This is a genomic window from Paenibacillus sp. sgz302164 (assembly GCF_056120505.1).
In genome coordinates this window covers 345,877-365,295 of sequence record NZ_JBVYOL010000005.1, presented here as the reverse complement: position 1 = coordinate 365,295, position 19,419 = coordinate 345,877, and the positions used below count along the sequence as shown (strand labels likewise).

General features: G+C 43.1%; 20 protein-coding genes. 19 read left to right on the top strand and 1 reads right to left on the bottom strand.

All coding sequences use genetic code 11. The annotated features are described in order from the left end of the window. Positions 1-16 precede the first annotated feature (16 nt). From AC0LWT_RS11105 to AC0LWT_RS11015, 19 genes are all read left to right on the top strand, one after another. Positions 17-904 carry a carbohydrate ABC transporter permease gene (locus AC0LWT_RS11105; protein WP_474681339.1) on the top strand — a complete coding sequence of 296 codons (888 nt, stop codon included), beginning with the start codon at positions 17-19 and terminating at the stop codon, positions 902-904. Positions 905-1,017: 113 nt separating this feature from the next. Further along, on the top strand, positions 1,018-2,694 hold the full coding sequence (locus tag AC0LWT_RS11100) for an extracellular solute-binding protein (protein WP_474681305.1): 1,677 nt from the start codon (positions 1,018-1,020) through the stop codon (positions 2,692-2,694). Between the two features lie 91 nt (positions 2,695-2,785). Further along, a complete protein-coding gene (locus AC0LWT_RS11095) occupies positions 2,786-6,607 on the top strand; it encodes a X2-like carbohydrate binding domain-containing protein (RefSeq protein ID WP_474681304.1) in 3,822 nt (1,273 codons plus the stop codon). Positions 6,608-6,690: 83 nt separating this feature from the next. Beyond that, entirely contained in the window at positions 6,691-7,368 is a 678-nt protein-coding gene (locus tag AC0LWT_RS11090) for a GntR family transcriptional regulator (RefSeq protein ID WP_474681303.1), read from the top strand. Between the two features lie 22 nt (positions 7,369-7,390). Further along, complete coding sequence (locus AC0LWT_RS11085; protein ID WP_474681302.1) at positions 7,391-8,317, top strand: GDSL-type esterase/lipase family protein; 927 nt, start codon at positions 7,391-7,393, stop codon at positions 8,315-8,317. A 237-nt stretch (positions 8,318-8,554) separates the two neighbouring features. Further along, a complete protein-coding gene (locus AC0LWT_RS11080) occupies positions 8,555-9,553 on the top strand; it encodes a LacI family DNA-binding transcriptional regulator (protein WP_474681301.1) in 999 nt (332 codons plus the stop codon). A 1-nt stretch (position 9,554) separates the two neighbouring features. After that, entirely contained in the window at positions 9,555-10,487 is a 933-nt protein-coding gene (gene rbsK / locus AC0LWT_RS11075; protein WP_474681300.1) for a ribokinase, read from the top strand. Next, a complete protein-coding gene (gene rbsD, locus AC0LWT_RS11070; RefSeq protein ID WP_474681299.1) occupies positions 10,484-10,879 on the top strand; it encodes a D-ribose pyranase in 396 nt (131 codons plus the stop codon). The genes rbsK and rbsD overlap by 4 nt, the downstream gene beginning before the upstream one ends. Positions 10,880-10,893: 14 nt before the next feature. Further along, a complete protein-coding gene (locus AC0LWT_RS11065) occupies positions 10,894-12,402 on the top strand; it encodes a sugar ABC transporter ATP-binding protein (protein ID WP_474681298.1) in 1,509 nt (502 codons plus the stop codon). Beyond that, a complete protein-coding gene (locus AC0LWT_RS11060) occupies positions 12,392-13,348 on the top strand; it encodes an ABC transporter permease (RefSeq protein WP_474681297.1) in 957 nt (318 codons plus the stop codon). Before AC0LWT_RS11065 ends, AC0LWT_RS11060 begins: the two co-directional genes overlap by 11 nt. Before the next feature lie 23 nt (positions 13,349-13,371). Further along, positions 13,372-14,325 carry a ribose ABC transporter substrate-binding protein RbsB gene (gene rbsB / locus AC0LWT_RS11055; RefSeq protein ID WP_474681296.1) on the top strand — a complete coding sequence of 318 codons (954 nt, stop codon included), beginning with the start codon at positions 13,372-13,374 and terminating at the stop codon, positions 14,323-14,325. Positions 14,326-14,451: 126 nt separating this feature from the next. Further along, positions 14,452-14,730, top strand: a complete 279-nt coding sequence (locus AC0LWT_RS11050; RefSeq protein ID WP_474681295.1) for a DUF2277 domain-containing protein — start codon at positions 14,452-14,454, stop codon at positions 14,728-14,730. 338 nt (positions 14,731-15,068) lie between these two features. Beyond that, complete coding sequence (locus AC0LWT_RS11045; protein WP_474681294.1) at positions 15,069-15,176, top strand: Imm7 family immunity protein; 108 nt, start codon at positions 15,069-15,071, stop codon at positions 15,174-15,176. A gap of 419 nt (positions 15,177-15,595) precedes the next feature. After that, positions 15,596-15,985, top strand: a complete 390-nt coding sequence (locus AC0LWT_RS11040) for a hypothetical protein (RefSeq protein WP_474681293.1) — start codon at positions 15,596-15,598, stop codon at positions 15,983-15,985. A 158-nt stretch (positions 15,986-16,143) separates the two neighbouring features. After that, on the top strand, positions 16,144-16,494 hold the full coding sequence (locus AC0LWT_RS11035) for a hypothetical protein (protein WP_474681292.1): 351 nt from the start codon (positions 16,144-16,146) through the stop codon (positions 16,492-16,494). Positions 16,495-16,508: 14 nt separating this feature from the next. Continuing rightward, a complete protein-coding gene (locus AC0LWT_RS11030; RefSeq protein ID WP_474681291.1) occupies positions 16,509-16,808 on the top strand; it encodes a hypothetical protein in 300 nt (99 codons plus the stop codon). An 85-nt stretch (positions 16,809-16,893) separates the two neighbouring features. Further along, positions 16,894-17,271: a hypothetical protein gene (locus AC0LWT_RS11025; protein WP_474681290.1), complete on the top strand. Its 378-nt coding sequence runs from the start codon at positions 16,894-16,896 to the stop codon at positions 17,269-17,271. 79 nt (positions 17,272-17,350) lie between these two features. Continuing rightward, positions 17,351-18,166, top strand: a complete 816-nt coding sequence (locus AC0LWT_RS11020) for a class I SAM-dependent methyltransferase (protein WP_474681289.1) — start codon at positions 17,351-17,353, stop codon at positions 18,164-18,166. A gap of 14 nt (positions 18,167-18,180) precedes the next feature. Beyond that, entirely contained in the window at positions 18,181-18,591 is a 411-nt protein-coding gene (locus tag AC0LWT_RS11015; protein WP_474681288.1) for a DUF5071 domain-containing protein, read from the top strand. Between the two features lie 35 nt (positions 18,592-18,626). Here the strand turns inward: AC0LWT_RS11015 and AC0LWT_RS11010 are convergent, their stop codons facing one another. Then, positions 18,627-19,316 carry an NmrA family NAD(P)-binding protein gene (locus AC0LWT_RS11010; RefSeq protein ID WP_474681287.1) on the bottom strand — a complete coding sequence of 230 codons (690 nt, stop codon included), beginning with the start codon at positions 19,314-19,316 and terminating at the stop codon, positions 18,627-18,629. Positions 19,317-19,419 lie beyond the last annotated feature (103 nt).

Sequence of the window (19,419 nt, the reverse complement as noted above, 5' to 3'; positions counted from 1 at the left end):
AGCCAGATTGAACGCGATGAGATCTACGATTAAGGATTCGGTTGGAGACAAGCTATTTATGATCGGCATTTATACAATATTAAGTCTTGTATTAATCGTAATCCTTTATCCGCTCATTTATATTCTAAGCAGTTCGTTCAGCAGTCCCTCGGCGGTCACATCCGGCCGGGTCTGGTTATGGCCTGTAGAATTTTCTTTCAAGGGATATGCAAGTTTGATGGATAATCCCAAAATCGTGACCGGCTATGCCAATTCGCTGTTTTATACGGCTGTCGGCACGACTGTCAGCGTAGCTCTTACGGTGATGATTGCTTATCCGCTATCGCGTAACACTTTTTTCGGCCGGAATGTACTGATGATGATGATTACGTTCACGATGCTGTTTAGCGGCGGCCTGATTCCTACCTACCTGGTTGTAAAGCAAATGGGACTTATCGACACGAGATGGGCTTTATTACTCCCTAACGCGATATGGGTATGGCAGGTGATCATTACAAGGACTTTCTTTCAAGCCTCGATCCCGGCCGAGTTGATCGATGCAAGCGAAATGGACGGATGCAGCGATATGAGGTTTATGTGGAGTGTGGTGATCCCGTTATCCAAACCGATTCTTGCCGTTCTTGTGTTGATGTATGCGGTAGGTCAATGGAATGCTTATTTCGATGCACTCATTTATTTGAAAACCGCTAACCTGTTTCCGCTTCAGCTTGTTTTACGCAGCATTATCATTCTCAACAATAGCTCGAATGTGACGGATGCGTTAAAGCTGGTGGAAAGACAGCAGTTGGCGGAGCTTTTGAAATATGCCTTGATCGTCGTGGCAACGCTCCCCGTACTCATTATTTATCCGTTTGTACAGCGCTACTTCGTACAAGGGATGCTGGTTGGTTCCGTAAAAGGGTAGCGGGAAGAGGGAACGATGCTCGCCTCGAAGAATTGAAAGGGGTGATCTCTATAGGATAATGACAAATGACATTCTTTTGCCTGGCAGACCAATTAAAAAGGGAGCGGTTTTACATGAAAAGAAGATCATTCATCGCATTGGTTTTCGTCTTAATGGCAAGTCTATTTGCTGCCGCCTGTTCGAAAAACGATCAAACACCGGCATCGTCGGAACCTTCCGCAGAACCGGCATCGTCCAGTGCGGCACAAGCCGGCAAGCCCGTAGAGATCAGCGTTTTTGCCCAGCAGGCTAATGACATTGATCTGAATACGAACCTTTTTACGAAACATTTGGAAAGCAAATTCAACGCAAAGTTCAAGTTTGAGATTATCCCTTATGACGGAGCCAAAGAAAAGCGGCAAATTTCGCTTGCAAGCGGCGACTATCCGGAAGCGTATATGTTAACTGCCTATATCGATCAATTCTCGCAAGCTGATCTTCTGAAATTTGGCAATCAAGGTGTCCTGCTTCCGTTGAATGATCTGATTAATCAATATGCGCCCAATATTAAAGCGGCGATGGAAAAGGATTCCACGTTCAAAAGCTTTATCACCGCCCCGGATGGTAAAATTTATGGACTTGGCGCTTACACACAGTGCTTCCATTGCTCATATCCGAACAAGATGTGGATCAATACGAGCTGGCTGAAAAAATTAAACCTTGAGATGCCAAAAACGACCGAGGATTTCAAGAAAGTGCTTGAAGCTTTCAAGAAAAACGATCCGAATGGCAATGGCAAAGCCGATGAAGTTCCGCTTAGCGGCTCGATCGAAGATTTCGGCGTGCGCGTCATTCCATTCCTGATGAACGGGTTCATCTACGACGATGACCGTAATTATTTGAACCTCGTTAACGGGAAAGTAGATACTGCGGCCAATAAGCCGGAGTGGAAGGAAGGACTTACTTATATTAAATCCTTATATGATGAGGGATTGATCGATCCCGGGGCGTTCACGCAAAATGCCGAAGCCTTCAAGAAAATCGGCGAGAACGCAAACGGACAAATTTTAGGTGCGGGCGCCGGCATGCATCCTGCCATATTCGTGAACATTGATAAAGGAAATAAAAATTCCGCCGATTATAATCCTGTTCCTCCGCTTACAGGTCCTCATGGTTCATTGGCAACAAATGACGGAGGGGGTCTGACTCCGGGCGCCAAATTCGTCATTACGAACAAAGCGAGCAAAGAAGCGCAAATCGCATTGATCAAAATGGTGGATTACATGTTTACCATGGAAGGCCAAACGAATGCGGCATCGGGGATGGAAGGCATCGACTGGAGAAGACCGAAGGAAGGCGAGGTAGCGCTCGGCAAAGGCGTTAAGCCTCAAATTGCGACGATTCCTGCCGTTGACGGCCAGCCTCCCCGCAATGCAGGATGGAGCGGGATGGGCCATTTCTACCAGCCTAAGGAATACAGAGACAGCTTCGTGCAAGGGACAGATATTTACGACTCGGCTAACTACGAACGCAGACTGTACGATGCGACGCTCTTATATCAAGGTCATGAGCCGAAGGAACTTTTCCCGATGTGGGCGATTTGGATTGATCCTGCACTCACCGATGAGGCCAGTATTTTACAAACCAATCTTAAGAACTACATTGAGCAAAGCGCCCTTCAATTTATTACCGGAAACAAAGATCTGAATAAAGATTGGAACGCTTATGTAAAAGGGTTGGAGAATTTGAAACTCGGCAGGTATCTCGAAATTTTGCAGAAAGCGTATGATGCCGCCTCTTTTAAAAAATAGCGATGGTTAATGTCAGGTCAGGTGTTTTATCCGGAAATAAAGCATCTGACTTTTTTACGGTGAATTTATTGTGAAAAAGGGGATGAATGATGTGGCTGAACGATGGAATAAAACGAAAAGCCGGCATTTGGTTTTTGGATTCTTGCTGGCGCTGCTTGCCCTCTTGATTCCAAATACGACTATGGTGAACGCGGCCGATAACGGATTAGCTCAAAAACCGTACATGGGCTGGAGCAGCTACAGCATGCAGGTATATCAGAACAGCCCGAATTGGATAACAGCCGCACAAATTATGGCTCAATCCGACGCTATGCATAGGACACTGCAACCCCATGGCTATAATTATATCAATGTAGATGCGGGCTGGAGCGGCAGCACGGATGCATATGGACGGCCGCAACCGAGCACCGCGCTCTATCCGAACGGTATTGGCGAGGTCATTGATCATGTGCACAACAATGGGCAAAAATTTGGTCTTTATTTTATTCCGGGGTTGTCTCCCGCAGTTTACAACGCCAACTTGCCGATTTATGGAACCGCTTGCCATGCGCAGGATATTGTCGTTTTGCCCTTAACGACAGCAGATTATTGGAATTTGGGCTATAAGATTGATTTCTCGAAGCCGTGCGCGCAGAGCTATATCAACTCAATTGCCGATCAGATTGCCTCCTGGGGCGTCGATTTCGTGAAGTTTGATAGCGTAACACCGGGCTCCGGACATAACGATACGTCCATTGATGCGCGCGATGATGTCAGAGCCTGGTCCCAGGCGCTTAAGCCTCATCATATCTGGTTCGAGCTGTCGTGGGCGCTGGACATTAACTACGCGGACACCTGGAAGAAGTATGCGAACGGTTGGCGCGTCGAATGGGATGTTGAATGCTACTGCGGGAAAGCAGGTTTAACCAGTTGGGGGAATATCGCACGTCTATTTCCGAAAGCCGAGCAATGGTGGCGTTACGCCGGGCCTGGCGGTTGGAACGACTTCGACTCCCTGGACATCGGTAACGGTGCGATGGACGGCATCACGCCGGACGAGCGCCAGACGGCCATGAACCTTTGGGCAATATCTTCAGCTCAATTGTATACAGGCAATGATCTGACGAATTTGGATAGTTACGGTATTCAACTGCTGACGAACGATGAAGTTATCGCTGTCAATCAGGCCGGTCATCCTGCACATCCGGTATCTACATCAACCGAACAGCAGGTTTGGTATGCCAATAACGGCGACGGAAGCTACACAGTCGGGCTGTTTAATCTTGGCAGCGCTAACGCGGCGGTCACTGTGAATTGGAGCGATATCGGGTTAAGCGGTGCGGCGTCCGTAAGAGATTTATGGAGCCATTCCGATCTTGGCGTTTATAACACAGGTTACAGCGCGACGAATTTGGCGCCCCATGCTTCGCGGTTGTTGAAAGTGGTGTCTCAAGGAGGCGTATCCTCAATCAATGATGACGATACCGGCATTTCGTATATGGGCAATTGGCAGCGGGACCCGAATCGGGGGCTTGGTGTTGCGCAAACGCTGGCAATCGCAGTAACCGATTCCTTGGCACAGAACAGTGCGATTAGCCCCGCTGCGGCAAGCTTTGACAAGAAGCAGGATTTACAGGCTGATGTGATAACAACGATGACGTTGAACGGGAATACATTGAGCGGCATTGTGAACAATGAAACCGAATTGGCGCCTGGCACGGATTACACGGTATCCGGCAATCAGGTAATCATTAAGAAAGAATACCTGGCTTCCCAACCGCTGGGAACTACCCAGCTTACTTTCAATTTCAGTGCAGGAGCCAGGCCGATTCTCGCCATCGCAGTAAGTGATTCCTCACCTTTGAACAGCACCATCCTTCCATCGACGAGAAATTTCGATAAGCAGGCAACTTTGCAGGCGGATGTCACAACGACATTGAACCTGCAGGGCAATCAACTGATCGGTATCGTAGGCGGGGGGAATCCTTTGGTAGCTGGGACCGAATATTTCGTTTCAGGCAGCACAGTGACAATCAAAAAAGAATATTTGTTCAAGCTGCCGACCGGAACGAACAACCTGATTTTCAACTTCAGCGCCGGTCATGCCCAGACGCTCGCCATTGTTGTTAGCGATACCTCCCAAGGGGCCTCCATTACACTAAATAATGACGATCCTGGCATTTCCTATTCAAGCGCTTGGCAGCGAAGCACGAATCGGGGGCTTGGCGATTATTTAAATGACGTGCAATTCACCGAACGGAATGATGAGTACTTTGAATATGCGTTTAACGGGACGGGTATTGAATTGATTACAGAAATGGACGCCTCCCAAGGCGACATGGACATTTTTGTGGATAACGCCTTTAAACAAACGATAAGCACCTATTACACCAGCAGATTAGTTCAGCAGCCCGTATATGGGATTTCCGGATTAGCGAACGGTCCTCATACGATTAAAGCCGTAAAAAAGTCGGGATCATATATGCTGCTGGATAAATTGAGAGTTTTAATCCCAGATCTGAGTGGTCCATCAACGGGAACTGCGCCAGTTATTGTAAATGACAACGATACGGGGATTACGGTTACCGGAAACATCTATTTGCCTGCGCAGCCGATACCGTCGATACCGTTGGCGTTCGCGGCTCAACTCGCTCCCGCATCCCAAGGCGCCGCGGCTTCCATTAACGATAACAATGCTGCGATTCAATATACGGGCTCATGGGGGTATAGCACGAATAGAGGGCTTGGCGATTACCAGAACGATGTTCACTTCACCGAGACGAACAATGATTATTTCGCCTATACCTTTAAAGGAACGGGGATTGAAGTCGTCACTGAGAAGGATTCTTCGCAAGGGGATATCGATATTTATATAGATGGTGCATTCCAACAAACGGTCAGCACTTATAACGCCAGCCGGTTAGCTCAACAAACCGTATACAGCATATATGGACTGCCGAACGGCTCCCATACTCTTAAAGTAGTGAAGAAATCCGGAACTTTTATGCTGCTGGATAAATTAAACATTGTTGCGGGGGATCTGATCACTCCGACTGCGGGAAGTTTTGATAAAAAACCGGACGCGCAAGCGGATATTAGCATCACGTTGTCATTGGGAGAATACGCATTAGAGCGAATCGACAACGGCAGAAAAACGCTTGTACCAAGTATCGACTATACGTTATCAGGCAATAAAGTAACGATCAAGAAGGAATACCTTGCAGCGCAGCCTGTCGGCATTGCTAACCTGACTTTCATTTTCAGCGGAGATTATCAGAATGACGTGCATGTAACCGAAACCAACGGCGATTCCTTTGCCTACACTTTTAAGGGAACCGGAATTGATGTAATTACAGAAATGGATACCTCGCAAGGCAGCATCGATATTTACATAGATGGGGGATTCCGGCAAACAGTGAGTGCTTACAACGCTTCCCGCTTAGTCCAACAAAAAGTATACAGCGTTTCGGGACTTGCGAATGGTTGGCACACGATTAAAGCTGTGAAAAAATCAGGAATCTATATGCTTTTAGATAAATTGAGCTTCGCCGTTGTACCAGGTCCGATAACAGCCACAGTGAGCACCGCCGATTATAAGGTAAAGCGCACAAAAGCCGCAATTAAAGGCAAGGTTGCAGCAGATGGGGGCGCCGCCGTCACATCACGGGGAATTGTGTACTCAACAGTGCCTTCTCCGGCAATTGACGATAAGGAATCATTACAAGTATCCGCCGGTTCCGGATTAGGCATGTTCAGTGCAAAGCTGACAAAATTAAAGCCTAATACAGTTTATTACGCTAGAGCGTATGCGACTAACTCGGCAGGTACGAGCTACGGGGCTGAGATTCGTTTTATGACGCAAAAGAAATCCAATCAGCAGGCTGAAAATTCGGATGACGATGATGCTGATATCGATGTGAATTCACTAGGTTAAAGGAGGGCTCACGCTTCTCATCAAATTGAAAACCTTCAATCATACATGATATATTTATGGGAAAAATGATGGGTGAGGGTTCGATGAGAAGCAAAATTAATCGAGTTAATTTAACGGATGAAATTTATCGGATTGTTAAAGAAGGCATACTGTCTCATAAATTAAAATCCGGAGAAAAAATAAACATTGACCAATTGGCACGCTCTCTGGAGGTAAGCAACATTCCTGTTCGCGAAGCGCTCTCCAGATTGCAATCGGAAGGGTATTTGCATGTTATTCCATTTAAAGGTATGTTTGTTAATCTAATGAGTATTAAAGACTTGAACGAATTATTTGAAATCAGATTGCAGCTTGAACCTCTGGCAGTAGAAAAGGCAACGCTACTCATTCCCGATGACAAACTCAGGGGGCTGCTGGAAACAATGAATGCTCTTAAAATCAATGATTCCTCATACTCAGTTAACGGATTAGAGAGAATAACGGAAATGAATAGTTCCATACACGGTACTATCCTTGAATATTGTGAAAATACAAATTTGAGGAATTTAGTTATTGGATATATTGAACAAATTCAAAGATATGTAAGCTTTATTCAATTAAATCTGGATGTAGATTTCACGAACGTGGAATGGTCGGAACATCATTCAATCTTGGAGAATTTAATGAAGCGTGATCCAAAAGGCGCCTCCGCAGCCATGATCCGTCATTTGCAAAGTTCTCAAAAAAGGACAAATGATCATTTTACTAACACGGGTAACTGAATTGACAATTGGGAGCAGAAGAATGATCGTAATAGCAGGTAAGGAATCGCAGGTCTCCGATGAAAAAAGAATCGTTTTTCTTGGCGACAGCATTACAAATGAAGGTACGTTTATCGCTTTTTTGGACGCATATTTCCATCTGTATGCTTCCAATGTTCATTTTACCTTAATAAATCTGGGTGTTAGCAGCGAAACTGCCTCTGGATTAACAGAGCCGGATCATCCGTTTCCGCGTCCTTGTATCCTTGATCGACTGGCAAGGGCACTGCAAGAAAGCAAGCCGGATTGGGTTGTTATGGGATATGGAATGAATGATGGCATCTATTCCCCATTTTCCCAAGAAAGGTTTCAAGCTTATCAAAATGGTATTCTTGCAGCAATCCGCACCATCCATCAATACGGAGCAAAAGCCTTTGTCATGACCCCTCCACCATTTGATCCAGAGTCTATAAGCGATTGCGTTCTATCTCCCGATAACCAAGAAGGATACAGCTATATAACTCCATACGAAAATTACAACGGCGTGCTTCGCTACTATGCGAATTGGATACTTACTCTTGATATAATTGCCGATCAAGTTGTGAATATTTACGATCCGCTTCTTCAGATGAGAGAACTTGAACGAAAGATTAACCCTAGTTATCGTTCAGGTGATGGTATCCATCCTAACTCAGGCGGTCATTGGATAATAGCTACAACGTTATTAAGCAGTTTGTTTCATACATCTGTAAAACAAATTCCTGATTTTGTAGATCAACCGGAAAAATCGCAATTATTTCAGTTTGTTTTACAACGACACAGGATGTTAAGTTCCGCCTGGAAGGAGCATGTCGGCCATAGTAATCCTAATAAAGAGGAAGCCTTGCCTTTAGAAGTTGCCTTGAGCAGAGGTGAAGGAATAACAGCGCAAATTAAAGTGTGTGTTACGAATTCAAAAAATAATTCATGATGATATATGATTTTTGAAAATTGCGCATCTTTTGATTGCGCAGTTTTTTTGTCGTTGAACAAGCTATATCCGCCTTCAATTTAATTCTGTATTGTAAACATTCATATTGCAATTGAAAAAAAGCTGTGATATATTATGTGTGTAAACGGTACCACATATTGAAATGCCAATAAATATTGGATTTTATTAAAGTTGCGGTAACGATACCATAAATATGAGCTTGGAAGTGAACCCAGGATGGCAACTATTCGCGATGTGGCCAAATTAGCCGGAGTCTCTGTTGCAACAGTATCTCGTTACTTAAATAAAAGCGGTTATGTAAACGCTGATACGGAATTGAAGCTAAAACATGCGATTGAAAAACTGAATTATATACCCAGTGTTGTTGCAAGGGGACTCGCTGGAAAAAGCACGAAAACAATTGCTTTAATTTTACCCGACATTTCAAATCCATTCTTTCCGGAACTGGCACGGGCGGTTGAAGATGTTGCCACTACATACGGATTCACCGTCATATTTTGCAATTCGGACAGTCAGGTCGGAAAAGAAAAGAAATATATAGATGCGTTGAAGAGTAAAAATATCGATGGGATTATTTTTGCCTCCAATACGCTGGGACTTGAAGATGTAGATAAAATGATGTCCTCTAACATTCCCTTTGTTTGTCTGGACAGGGCACCGACCAATACAACCTGCAGCGTTGTTCGTTCGAACAATCGTGAGGGTGGCCGACAAGCTGTAAAGCATCTTCTTGAGGCAGGCTGCAAGAAAATCGGGCACATTTATGGTCCCCAGGATCTGATCCCTGCAAAGGAGAGATTAATCGGATATGAAGAATCCGTACGTACGTTTGATTGGTTCAGCCCAAGCTTAATGGTTCAAGGGGATTTTGGGATTCACGGTGGAATCCAAGCGACGGAACTGCTAATGAAGCGGCATCCTGATGTTGACGCTATTTTTGCCGGAAATGATTTAATGGCTGTCGGAGCTTTGAAAGCTCTGCATAGAATGGGCCTTAAAGTACCTGAACAAGTGGCTGTTTGCGGATTCGACGGTATTAACATGACCGAGATTACTGAGCCTGAATTAACTACAATCGCACAGCCCATCTATGATATGGGGGCTTTAGTTTCGAGGATTTTAATTAAGAAGATCGAAGGCACCATAGAAGAGGACAAAATTTATGAGCTGGATGTCAGAGTAATCCCAAGAGATTCAACGAAAAGGAGCAGATAACATGAAGGCGCCTCATATAGTTGTAATTGGCAGTTTGAATATGGATATCGTTATTGAAGCGGACAGATACCCGCAACCGGGAGAAACGATTCTTGGCTCAAACGCCAAATTCATACCGGGCGGCAAAGGTGCCAATCAAGCGGTTGCGGCCGCAAGGCTGGGAGCAAGAACGACGATGATCGGAGCTGTCGGAAATGACAGTTTCGGTCAAGAGCTTCTACAAGCTTTAGATAATAATAAGATTAGCAGAAACTCAGTTAAGATCGTGGATGGCACAGCATCCGGAATAGCTTCCATCTATCTTTCAAATGGAGACAATAGCATCGTCGTTGTCCCGGGCGCCAATCATCAATTGCTGCCAGGCGATATCGATCAGCATGACGACATTATCCAGGATGCGGATATTGTTCTGCTTCAGTTGGAGATTCCTTTAGAAACGGTTGTTCATGCTGCGAAAAAGGCAAAGTTATTTGGAAAGACGGTGGTCTTAAATCCGGCACCCGCTCAGTTGTTGCCAGATGAACTGTTAAGTAATGTAGATTACATCACTCCAAACCGATCTGAATTGTGCTTGCTTACAGGGATTCATGCAGATGGCGATGAGTTGGAAACAGCAATGACAAGCTTGATGCAAAAAGGGGCAAGCAACGTCATTACGACTCTGGGTGGTGACGGATCTGCCTTTTTAGAAAAAGGTGAGCTGCACAAAGTACCCGGTTATAAGGTGCCTGTTGTCGACACGACAGGGGCAGGGGATTCGTTTAATGCAGGTCTAGCTTTTTCACTTGCCGGGCAAAATAACTTGGAACAATCCGTGTCATTTGCGGCGAAGGTATCTGCGCTGGCCGTTACGAAGTTTGGGGCTCAAGCCGGAATGCCAAGCATAGAGGAAGTGGAGCTATTTTCGAAAAATTCCAAGGGAGAATCAACATGAAAAAGATTGGAATTTTAAATAGCGAAATTTCTAAGGTGATCAGTGAACTTGGGCATACCGATACCATTGTCATTTGTGATAGCGGGCTGCCTATTCCTGCCCATGTAAAACGAATCGATCTGGCCTTGAAACAAGGCATTCCTTCTTTTATGGATTGTTTGGAAACCGTGCTTTTGGAAATGCAAGTTGAGCAGGCTTTCGTGGCCCGTGAAATGGAACAGGTAAGTCCCAAGCTAAAGAAGCAAATGGAACCATCGTTGAATGGGATACATGTCTGCGAGGTCAGTCATGAAGAACTGAAGGCAATGACACATCAAGCTAAAGCAATTATAAGAACAGGCGAGTTTACTCCATATGCCAATGTCATTCTTCAGGCTGGAGTTATCTTCTGAAAGGAGGAATTGGAATGACGTCCAAGCTGTTGGAAATGAAGGGAATCAGTAAAAGCTTCCCTGGAGTTAAGGTGCTGGAACAAGTTGAATTCTCCCTGAATCGCGGAGAAGTTCATGCGTTGATGGGGGAAAACGGCGCCGGCAAATCTACGCTGATGAAAATATTGGGCGGGATTTATACAAAAGATAGTGGAACCGTTTCCGTTAGTGGAACTGTCTACGACATAAATACACCTTCTATGGCACAAAATTTAGGCATTGTTATTATTCATCAAGAGCTGAATATGATTCCGCACTTAACGGTTATGGAAAACATTTTTCTCGGTCGTGAATTCACTTACGGAAAGTCAAGGCTAATTAACTGGAAAAAGATGCGGCAGGAGTCCAATCGCTATTTATCCCAATTGGGCTTGAATATAGATCCGGGTACTATTGTCAACGAGCTTTCTGTAGGCCAGCAGCAAATGGTGGAAATTGCGAAAGCTTTATCAATGAATGCCGAAATTCTTGTTTTGGATGAGCCGACGGCTGCACTCACGGACCGTGAAATCGAAGCGTTATTCGAGGTCATCGCTTCATTGAAAGAGAAGGGTGTTGGAATGATTTATATTTCCCACCGGATGGAAGAAATATTCAGGATTTGCGATCAGGTTACGGTCATGCGGGATGGACATTATATTGGAACCGAATACATTGCAAATACGACGATGGACAAGCTCGTTAAAATGATGGTAGGCAGGGAAATTAAAGATCGTTTTCCTAAAGTGAAAGTCGCCCTTGGAGAAGAGAAACTGACGGTCAATGGGTTGACACAAAAAGGGAAGCTTCATGATATTTCCTTTTCAGTAAGAGCAGGGGAGATTGTAGGGATTGCCGGCCTAATGGGTGCCGGAAGAACCGAACTGGCGAAAGCACTATTTGGAATAACCCCGATTGATCGGGGGACGATATCCATTAACAGTCAACCGGTCTCGATTCGAAAACCGATTGATGCTATTCAAGCAGGTATTGGCTTAGTTACGGAAGACCGTAAAGATGAAGGTCTGCTCCTTGCTCATTCTGTTAACGACAACCTGGCCCTTCCGAACTTGAAGCTATTGTCCTCATTCGGTTTCATGAACCGTTCAAAGGAGAGGGAGCTGTCCGAATCCATGATTAAAAAGCTGCTGATCAAAACGCCGAACAGTGAGCAGAAGGTCGGCTCTCTTAGCGGAGGCAATCAGCAAAAGGTGGTTATCGGAAAGTGGTTGGCGACGAATCCGCAAGTACTAATCTTGGATGAGCCAACGCGCGGAGTCGATATCGGGGCGAAGAAAGAAATCTATGATCTTATGAATGAGCTTGCTTCGCAAGGCGTAGCTATTCTAATGATTTCGTCCGAGCTTCCCGAAGTGTTGGGAATGAGTGACCGCATACTCGTCATGCACGAGGGTAAAATAAGCGGTGAATTTAAGCAAGAAGAAGCAAATCAGGAAAACATTATGTTAAGTGCAACAGGGGGAGGGAACCGGCATGCAGGTTGATGGTAAAATTTTAAACAAACCCCAAATCGGTAAGTTTCAGAGTCTGGGACCTTTATTGGGATTGTTTCTGATAGTTGTAATTTTGTCGGTAGTTAGCGGTGACTTTTTAACCGTCGGTAATATTTTTAACGTTCTACGTCAAATTTCGATTAATGCTCTTATCGCCTTCGGTATGACCTTCGTTATTTTAACGGGAGGCATCGACCTTTCTGTAGGATCCGTACTGGCTTTATCAAGCACTTTTACGGCAGGCTTAATGGCAAGCGGTATGAATACGTGGCTGGCTGTAGGGATCGGTCTCATTGGAGGAATGGTCATGGGGGCGGTCAACGGTATTGTGATCACGAAAGGTAAGGTAGCTCCCTTTATCGCGACTTTGGCAACAATGACAGTATTCCGCGGACTCACCTTAGTTTATACGCAGGGAAAGCCAATCACGGGCTTCAAAGAGGATTTTGCCATATTAGGAAAGGGATATTTTCTGCAAATTCCAATGCCGATTATTTGGATGGTCATTGCATTTGCAGTATTATATATCATCTTAAAGCATACAACTTTTGGCCGGCGTGTTTATGCGCTCGGCAGCAACGAGGAGGCGACTTGGCTTTCAGGAATCAGCACATCGAGAGTAAAAATTATGGTGTACTCGATAAGCGGTTTATTAGCTGCAATTAGCGGTATCATTCTAACTTCCAGATTGAACTCCGCGCAACCGACAGCAGGAGGAGCGTTTGAACTGGATGCGATTGCAGCCGTCGTCCTTGGCGGAACTAGCTTATCAGGGGGAAAAGGTTGGATTGTCGGTACATTAATTGGCGCCATGATCATAGGCGTGTTGGATAACGGTCTTAACCTACTGAATGTATCGTCTTTTTATCAACAGGTTGTCAAAGGTATCGTAATCTTAATCGCAGTCCTGTTAGACCGATCAAAGTCTCGTAAATAAAATTCATTAAAGGGGAGTTTACAATGAAAAAAATGAATCTCATTTTGTCTGCCGTAGTAGCGGTGTTCCTGGTTCTGGCCGGCTGTTCGACGCAATCCAAGCTTGAGGAAGGAGCTTCCACGAAACCGTCTGCTACAACGGACAGCAAGGCGGCTGCCGGTAAAATGACAATCGGGCTTTCCGTTTCCACACTGAATAATCCGTTTTTCGTTACTTTGAAGGATGGTGCGGATAAAGCGGCAAAAGAAGCCGGCGCGAATTTAGTTGTAGTAGATGCGCAAAACGATACAGCGAAACAAATCAGCGGTATTGAAGATTTAATCCAGAAAAAAGTAAATATCATTCTGATAAATCCGACGGATAGCGATGCTATCGTAACTGCCGTACAAGCTGCAAATAAAGCCAATATTCCTGTCATTACAGTGGATCGCGCAGCAAATGGCGGACAAGTTGTTACACACATTGCATCTGACAATGTGAAAGGCGGCAAAATGGCAGGCGACTTTATTTTGAAAGCGCTTGGCGATAAAGGTAATCTTGTGGAACTTCAAGGAATTGCAGGAACTTCCGCAGCGCGTGACCGGGGGAAAGGTTTCCATGATGCTGTGGATGGAAAAGCCGGCGTAAAAGTAATTGCTTCCCAACCTGCTGATTTCGACCGTGCAAAAGGCCTTTCCGTTACGGAAAATATTTTGCAGGGAAATAAAGATGTTCAAGCTATATTTGCCCATAATGATGAAATGGCATTAGGTGCACTTCAAGCTATTCAAGCCTCGGGTAAAAATATTTTGGTCGTTGGTTTCGATGCTACAGATGACGCAGTGAAAGCCGTAAATGACGGGAAATTGGCAGCAACCGTTGCTCAGAAACCGGCATCCATCGGAGACACAGCGGTGAAAACAGCGTTGAAAGTGTTGAAAGGCGAACAAGTAGAGAAGTTTATTCCGGTAGATTTGGATTTGATCACGAAAAAATAAGAATCAGTAAATATTTTGCCAATTTGGCGAATATTGAGTGGCGATGAGCCACTCTTTTTGTTATTGTCAGGATAGAGTTAGATGTTAGTAAGATTGAAAAAATAACGGTAATCAAAGGAGACAGCCATGTGCCGAAATATCAAAACACTATTCAACTTCGATCCTCCCGCTACCGACGATGAGATTGAGGCAGCTTCGCTCCAATTCGTGAGAAAGATTTCGGGCTTCACCATGCCTTCTAAGGCGAACGAGGAGGCGTTCAATCGCGCCATTATGGAGGTGTCTGAAGTTGCCCGGACTCTGTTAGACTCACTGGTCACCAATGCCGAGCCACGCAATCGTGAGATCGAAATGGAACGCGCTCGTGCGAGATCTGCGAAAAGATTTGGCATCGGAGATGATTAAAATACATGGAGAAACACTTCGAGCCACCGAAAATCAAGCAACTGATCGAAACATAATTTGCAAGACGAGGATAGGGTTAACACGGCTCTATCTTTTTTTTCATGCCCATCAAAATGAAATGCTTCATAGAACCGAAATACTCTGGCTGGAATATCTGGACTATTACTATCTCATGTGTAAAAAGCAAGCTATGGGACGACTTGTTTCAAGTGGCAATTGAAAAGTCGACCACATACAAGGAATTTTATGGATAATTTGAAGCGGGGAATATATACTGAGGATACGGGTATTAGTGACTATTGGGTTGCAGTGATTTTATTTGAAGTAGGTGTTTGTGGATGTACGAATATCATGGTTGGGCGACCATTCGTGAAACTGCAACATGTGATGATGAAGATAACTTGGAAAATAAAATCCTCAATATTAAGGAATATATTAGAAAATGAATGGTGAGGTGATTTGATTGAAGACATTTGAAAAACGATTCAAAAAAGTAACTGTGAATGGTTTTCAATTCCATTGCGTAATTAATGAATATTTTAGAAATGAGTTTGTCTCTTTTCGGGTATATCCTAGTAATACCAAGACATCTTTTTTTGAAGTATTCTTCTCATGGAAAGAATCATGGTACTTCAACCTTAACTTACCATCTACATGTACAACTTTAATAAAGTATGCTATTGAAAATGGCTGGGTCTACGATCAGGAGAAACAACAGATGAGTATACGACACGGCGACTTTCTTAGAAAATTAATAGAATTACAAGATTGAATACAAAATTAAATGGAAAAAGATTTACAATGAAAACTGACTTTCATTGTATTAGATAGAGGTGAAATAAATGATTTGGGGAGTGATTAGTCAATGACGACATCTTGCGAAATGGAACTAATTCAACGAAGGATTGAAGATGGAGATACTTCCTTGACTGATAACGATATTGTTGAAAAGTATATTTCTTGGCTTCCTAGCTACAATTGTACTACAGCCGCGGAAGGATATTTTTCATTTCTTTCGTCAGTTGCAACATACAAACCTCAATTAATCGAGCCTCTTTTAAAGAAAGCAGTAGAACCAGTTTACTTTTTAGGTTATGAGAATTCCGAGGGTATTATTAGCTGGGCGAGTAAATTTACTGAAAGTAAGAATGTTATCTACATGCCTTCTGATTTAGGTAAAGTATGGCTACTTCAAGAATTACCAAATTACAAAGAATTCATTGGAAAATGTCTGATAGAATATATGAATGAATAAAAATCAGGATTTGATTAGAGGAGCATGGATGAAGATTTTCTTTTCCATAGTACTTTGATGATTTCCCCACTAATGGAACAATACGTTCCTGCAGCTCTACGATGAGTGATACAGTGATTATTAATTTTGAAATGAATTCATTAATCGGAGGGGCTTCGATGAAAAACAAGCAGTATTCCATTTGGATTGAGGCGGAACAGTGGGCTGAAGGAGAGTGGAACATCCATGATGATAACACTGATGCAATAGTCATGTTTGAAGATGGCTCAAGATGGGTTGCTTCATTTTATACATACAAAAACATTCAAACGCTTGCTGAAAAGAATCAACATACTGGCGAATGCTTACATGGAAAGTACTATTGGGGAAGTGACATGCTACTTGTAGATGAGTGTAGTCGTAATCGCATTGAAGAAGTGATTGAACATCTAATAACCCAAGGTGATTTTGAAATGATATTCGATAAGTGTAATGAATCCATTTGTACGAATGAAAGCACTATTTTATAAGGGAGAAATTTACTATGGAAGAAAAACAGTTTATTGCTTACATAGGGGATTATAGGGTACATGACAGCAAGATTGAAGGAATACATTGGGAAAACCAAAATCTAACCGTATCTTTAAGAAGCTTTGACGGCGAAGCGATAGTCGTGAGATTTTACGGCGTAAAAACAATCCATTCCAACAGACCAATTGGTATGATGCTTTATGCTATAAGTGAAATGAAGGAAGATGAACCATTACGCAAGTTTATTTTTGCAAATTGGCATGAAGAAGATGATGCTTTTCTTGAAATCACCGCAGAACAAGTAGACTTTTAAATCCAAATTGAATTGTACTGAGTAAAAGAGCAACTTTATCCTTGGGGTTGATAATGTGATAAATTCTGCCGAAGAGTTTGTGAAATTGAGAAACAGTGAAAATCCTGAGGAATATCTTAGAGCAGCTTGGGATGAAGCGCCATTGGAGGTTTGGCTTGCAGCTATTGAAAAATATTCGGATATGAAATTTTGGGTAGCACAAAACAAAACTGTTCCAATAGAGATACTTGAAATCTTGTCTGATGATCCTGAATCGAGAGTTAGGCACATGGTTGCTTCAAAGAATAGACTGTCTGAAAAGCTTCAATTGAAACTTGCGAATGATAAAGACACTTCGATCAGACAAAGAATTGTTCATAACAAGAAAGCTACATTGAGGGTTTTACAAATATTATCGTTTGACGAAGATGAAGAAATCAAGGAGTTAGCGTCGAAAAGAATAACTGAAAAGCGATACAGATAACGCGAGATAAACCTCGTCCCTTTATAGGATGGAGGTTTTTTAAATTATTTTAATAAAAACATTAAAAGGGAGTGACAACATGACTTCAGTAATTGACTATTACACTGGCTTTGGAGAAAAAGAATGGAGTAGGTTGGATAGAGAACCATTAGAATTTTTGATTAATTTGCATTTTATAAATAAATATTTACCGAAAGGTGGTCATATTTTAGACAACGGGGCTGGACCAGGAAAATATTCAATGTATTTAGCCCAAAAAGGCTTTCGAGTAACTTTAACCGACCTAACTCCTACTCTTGTTGAAATCGCTAAAGTTAAAGCAAGTGAACTCGGATTTATGGGAAAATTTAATGGTTTTTTCGTTGCTGATGCACAAAACTTATCTATGTTCCTTGACCAATCATTCAGCGCTTCGTTAATGCTTGGTCCACTTTACCACTTGCAAAAAGAAGAGGAACGTGTGAAAGCAGTTCGAGAATTACACCGGGTTACACAGAAAGACGGATATGTGTTCGTAGCATTTAGATCAAGAATAAACCATGTATTATATTCTCTCTTGCACCCTACTCACTGGAAGCCCAATGATAATATGGATTCTATAAACGATTTCTTAGATACTGGAATTTTCAACCATAGTGATGAAGGGAGATTCACAGGAGCATATTTTTTCAATATTGAGGAGATCAGAATGTTTATGGAATCAAATGGTTTTGAATTCGTGGACTTAATTGGTTCAACAAATATGGGAGCAGTTTTAAATCAGGAACAATGGGATTACTGGAAGCAAGATGAAAATGAATACTCTAAATTACTAAACTTACTCATTAAAAATGCAAAAGAACCTGCGGTTTTGGGAATGTCTTCCCATTTGCTATATATTGGTCGCAGAAAATAAAAAGACTTATTGCATTGTTAAAGATAGAGTTGGAGTTGGCGAACATAGAAAAATTAATTCCCAGAGATAAGTTTGACTTTGAAACTGTGAACGAATTGAAGAAATTAAGCAAAGAATCCTTGAAGTCAATTGTTCCGCAGTTATTTGAATGGACACAGGATATGAACTGGCCGATTGCAAGGGACATTGCCAATATATTGATTAATCTTGGTAGAGATTCATTACCTGAAATAAGAAAAATACTGAGTGGCGGAGACGTAGATTGGATTTATTTTTGTTTATCATTTATTGTAGCAGAAATGGAATTTGATATTATTGAAGATTTAAGAACGGGACTTGAAAGATTTTCATTACATTCTACAGAATATGAACAGTATGTTGGATTAGATGTTGAGGCGCAAAAGATACTTAAGAAAATACACTAGCACTAGCGCAGAAAAAGTAATCCAATATATCTCTTTCACCGTCTCGACTTCAGTTCTTCAACAGATAACGACTGATGCTGTATGGAGTGATCAAGGAATCGACTGATGATGTCAGCAACTTGCCCATAGGACAATGTCTCCGGCCCCGTAATGATATGTGCTGTATTATGGGGTACAACATCTGTAAGTGCATGGACGGCGACTGCTGCGATGTCATCTGCACTGACAAACCCGATTTTCCCGTTACCGGCAGCACTAAAGATTTTCTTACTCCGCTTTATCGTCTCTCTGTGTGGTCCCTCTGTAAAATTCTCCATAAAATATGACGGCCGCAACACAGCCCATTCGGGAACGAGCTCCTTCAAGGTTTGATGTACCTTGCCAAATATTGGACCATCCTCATCTATGGAAGCGCTGCTGAGCAGAACAAATCGCTTAACACCCTCCCATAGCGCTTCCTTAATAAAGGGAATCATCACCTTCTCCGGATTCATGTCCAGTCCAGGCACAACAAGATATACATTGTTCACATTCTTCAGCGCGGCAGCAAACGTCGAGGAATCATACCAATCAAAGTGAACATAATCGTCGCCATGAATAGAAGCTTGCTTTTTTCTGCCTGCCATGCGAACTGGATACAGCTTCTCCCGTAACAAGGCCGCAATCCGACTGCCCGTCTTACCATTGGCTCCTGTTATGAGTGTTAAAGGTTTATCTTCGATCATGTTTATTTCCTCCTAAAAAGTTCAGAACTATTATTTAGACTAATCGGTCTAAAAAGATGAAAAAATAAACGCCTAAGCGTTCATTTCGCAAGTCCAACCAGAG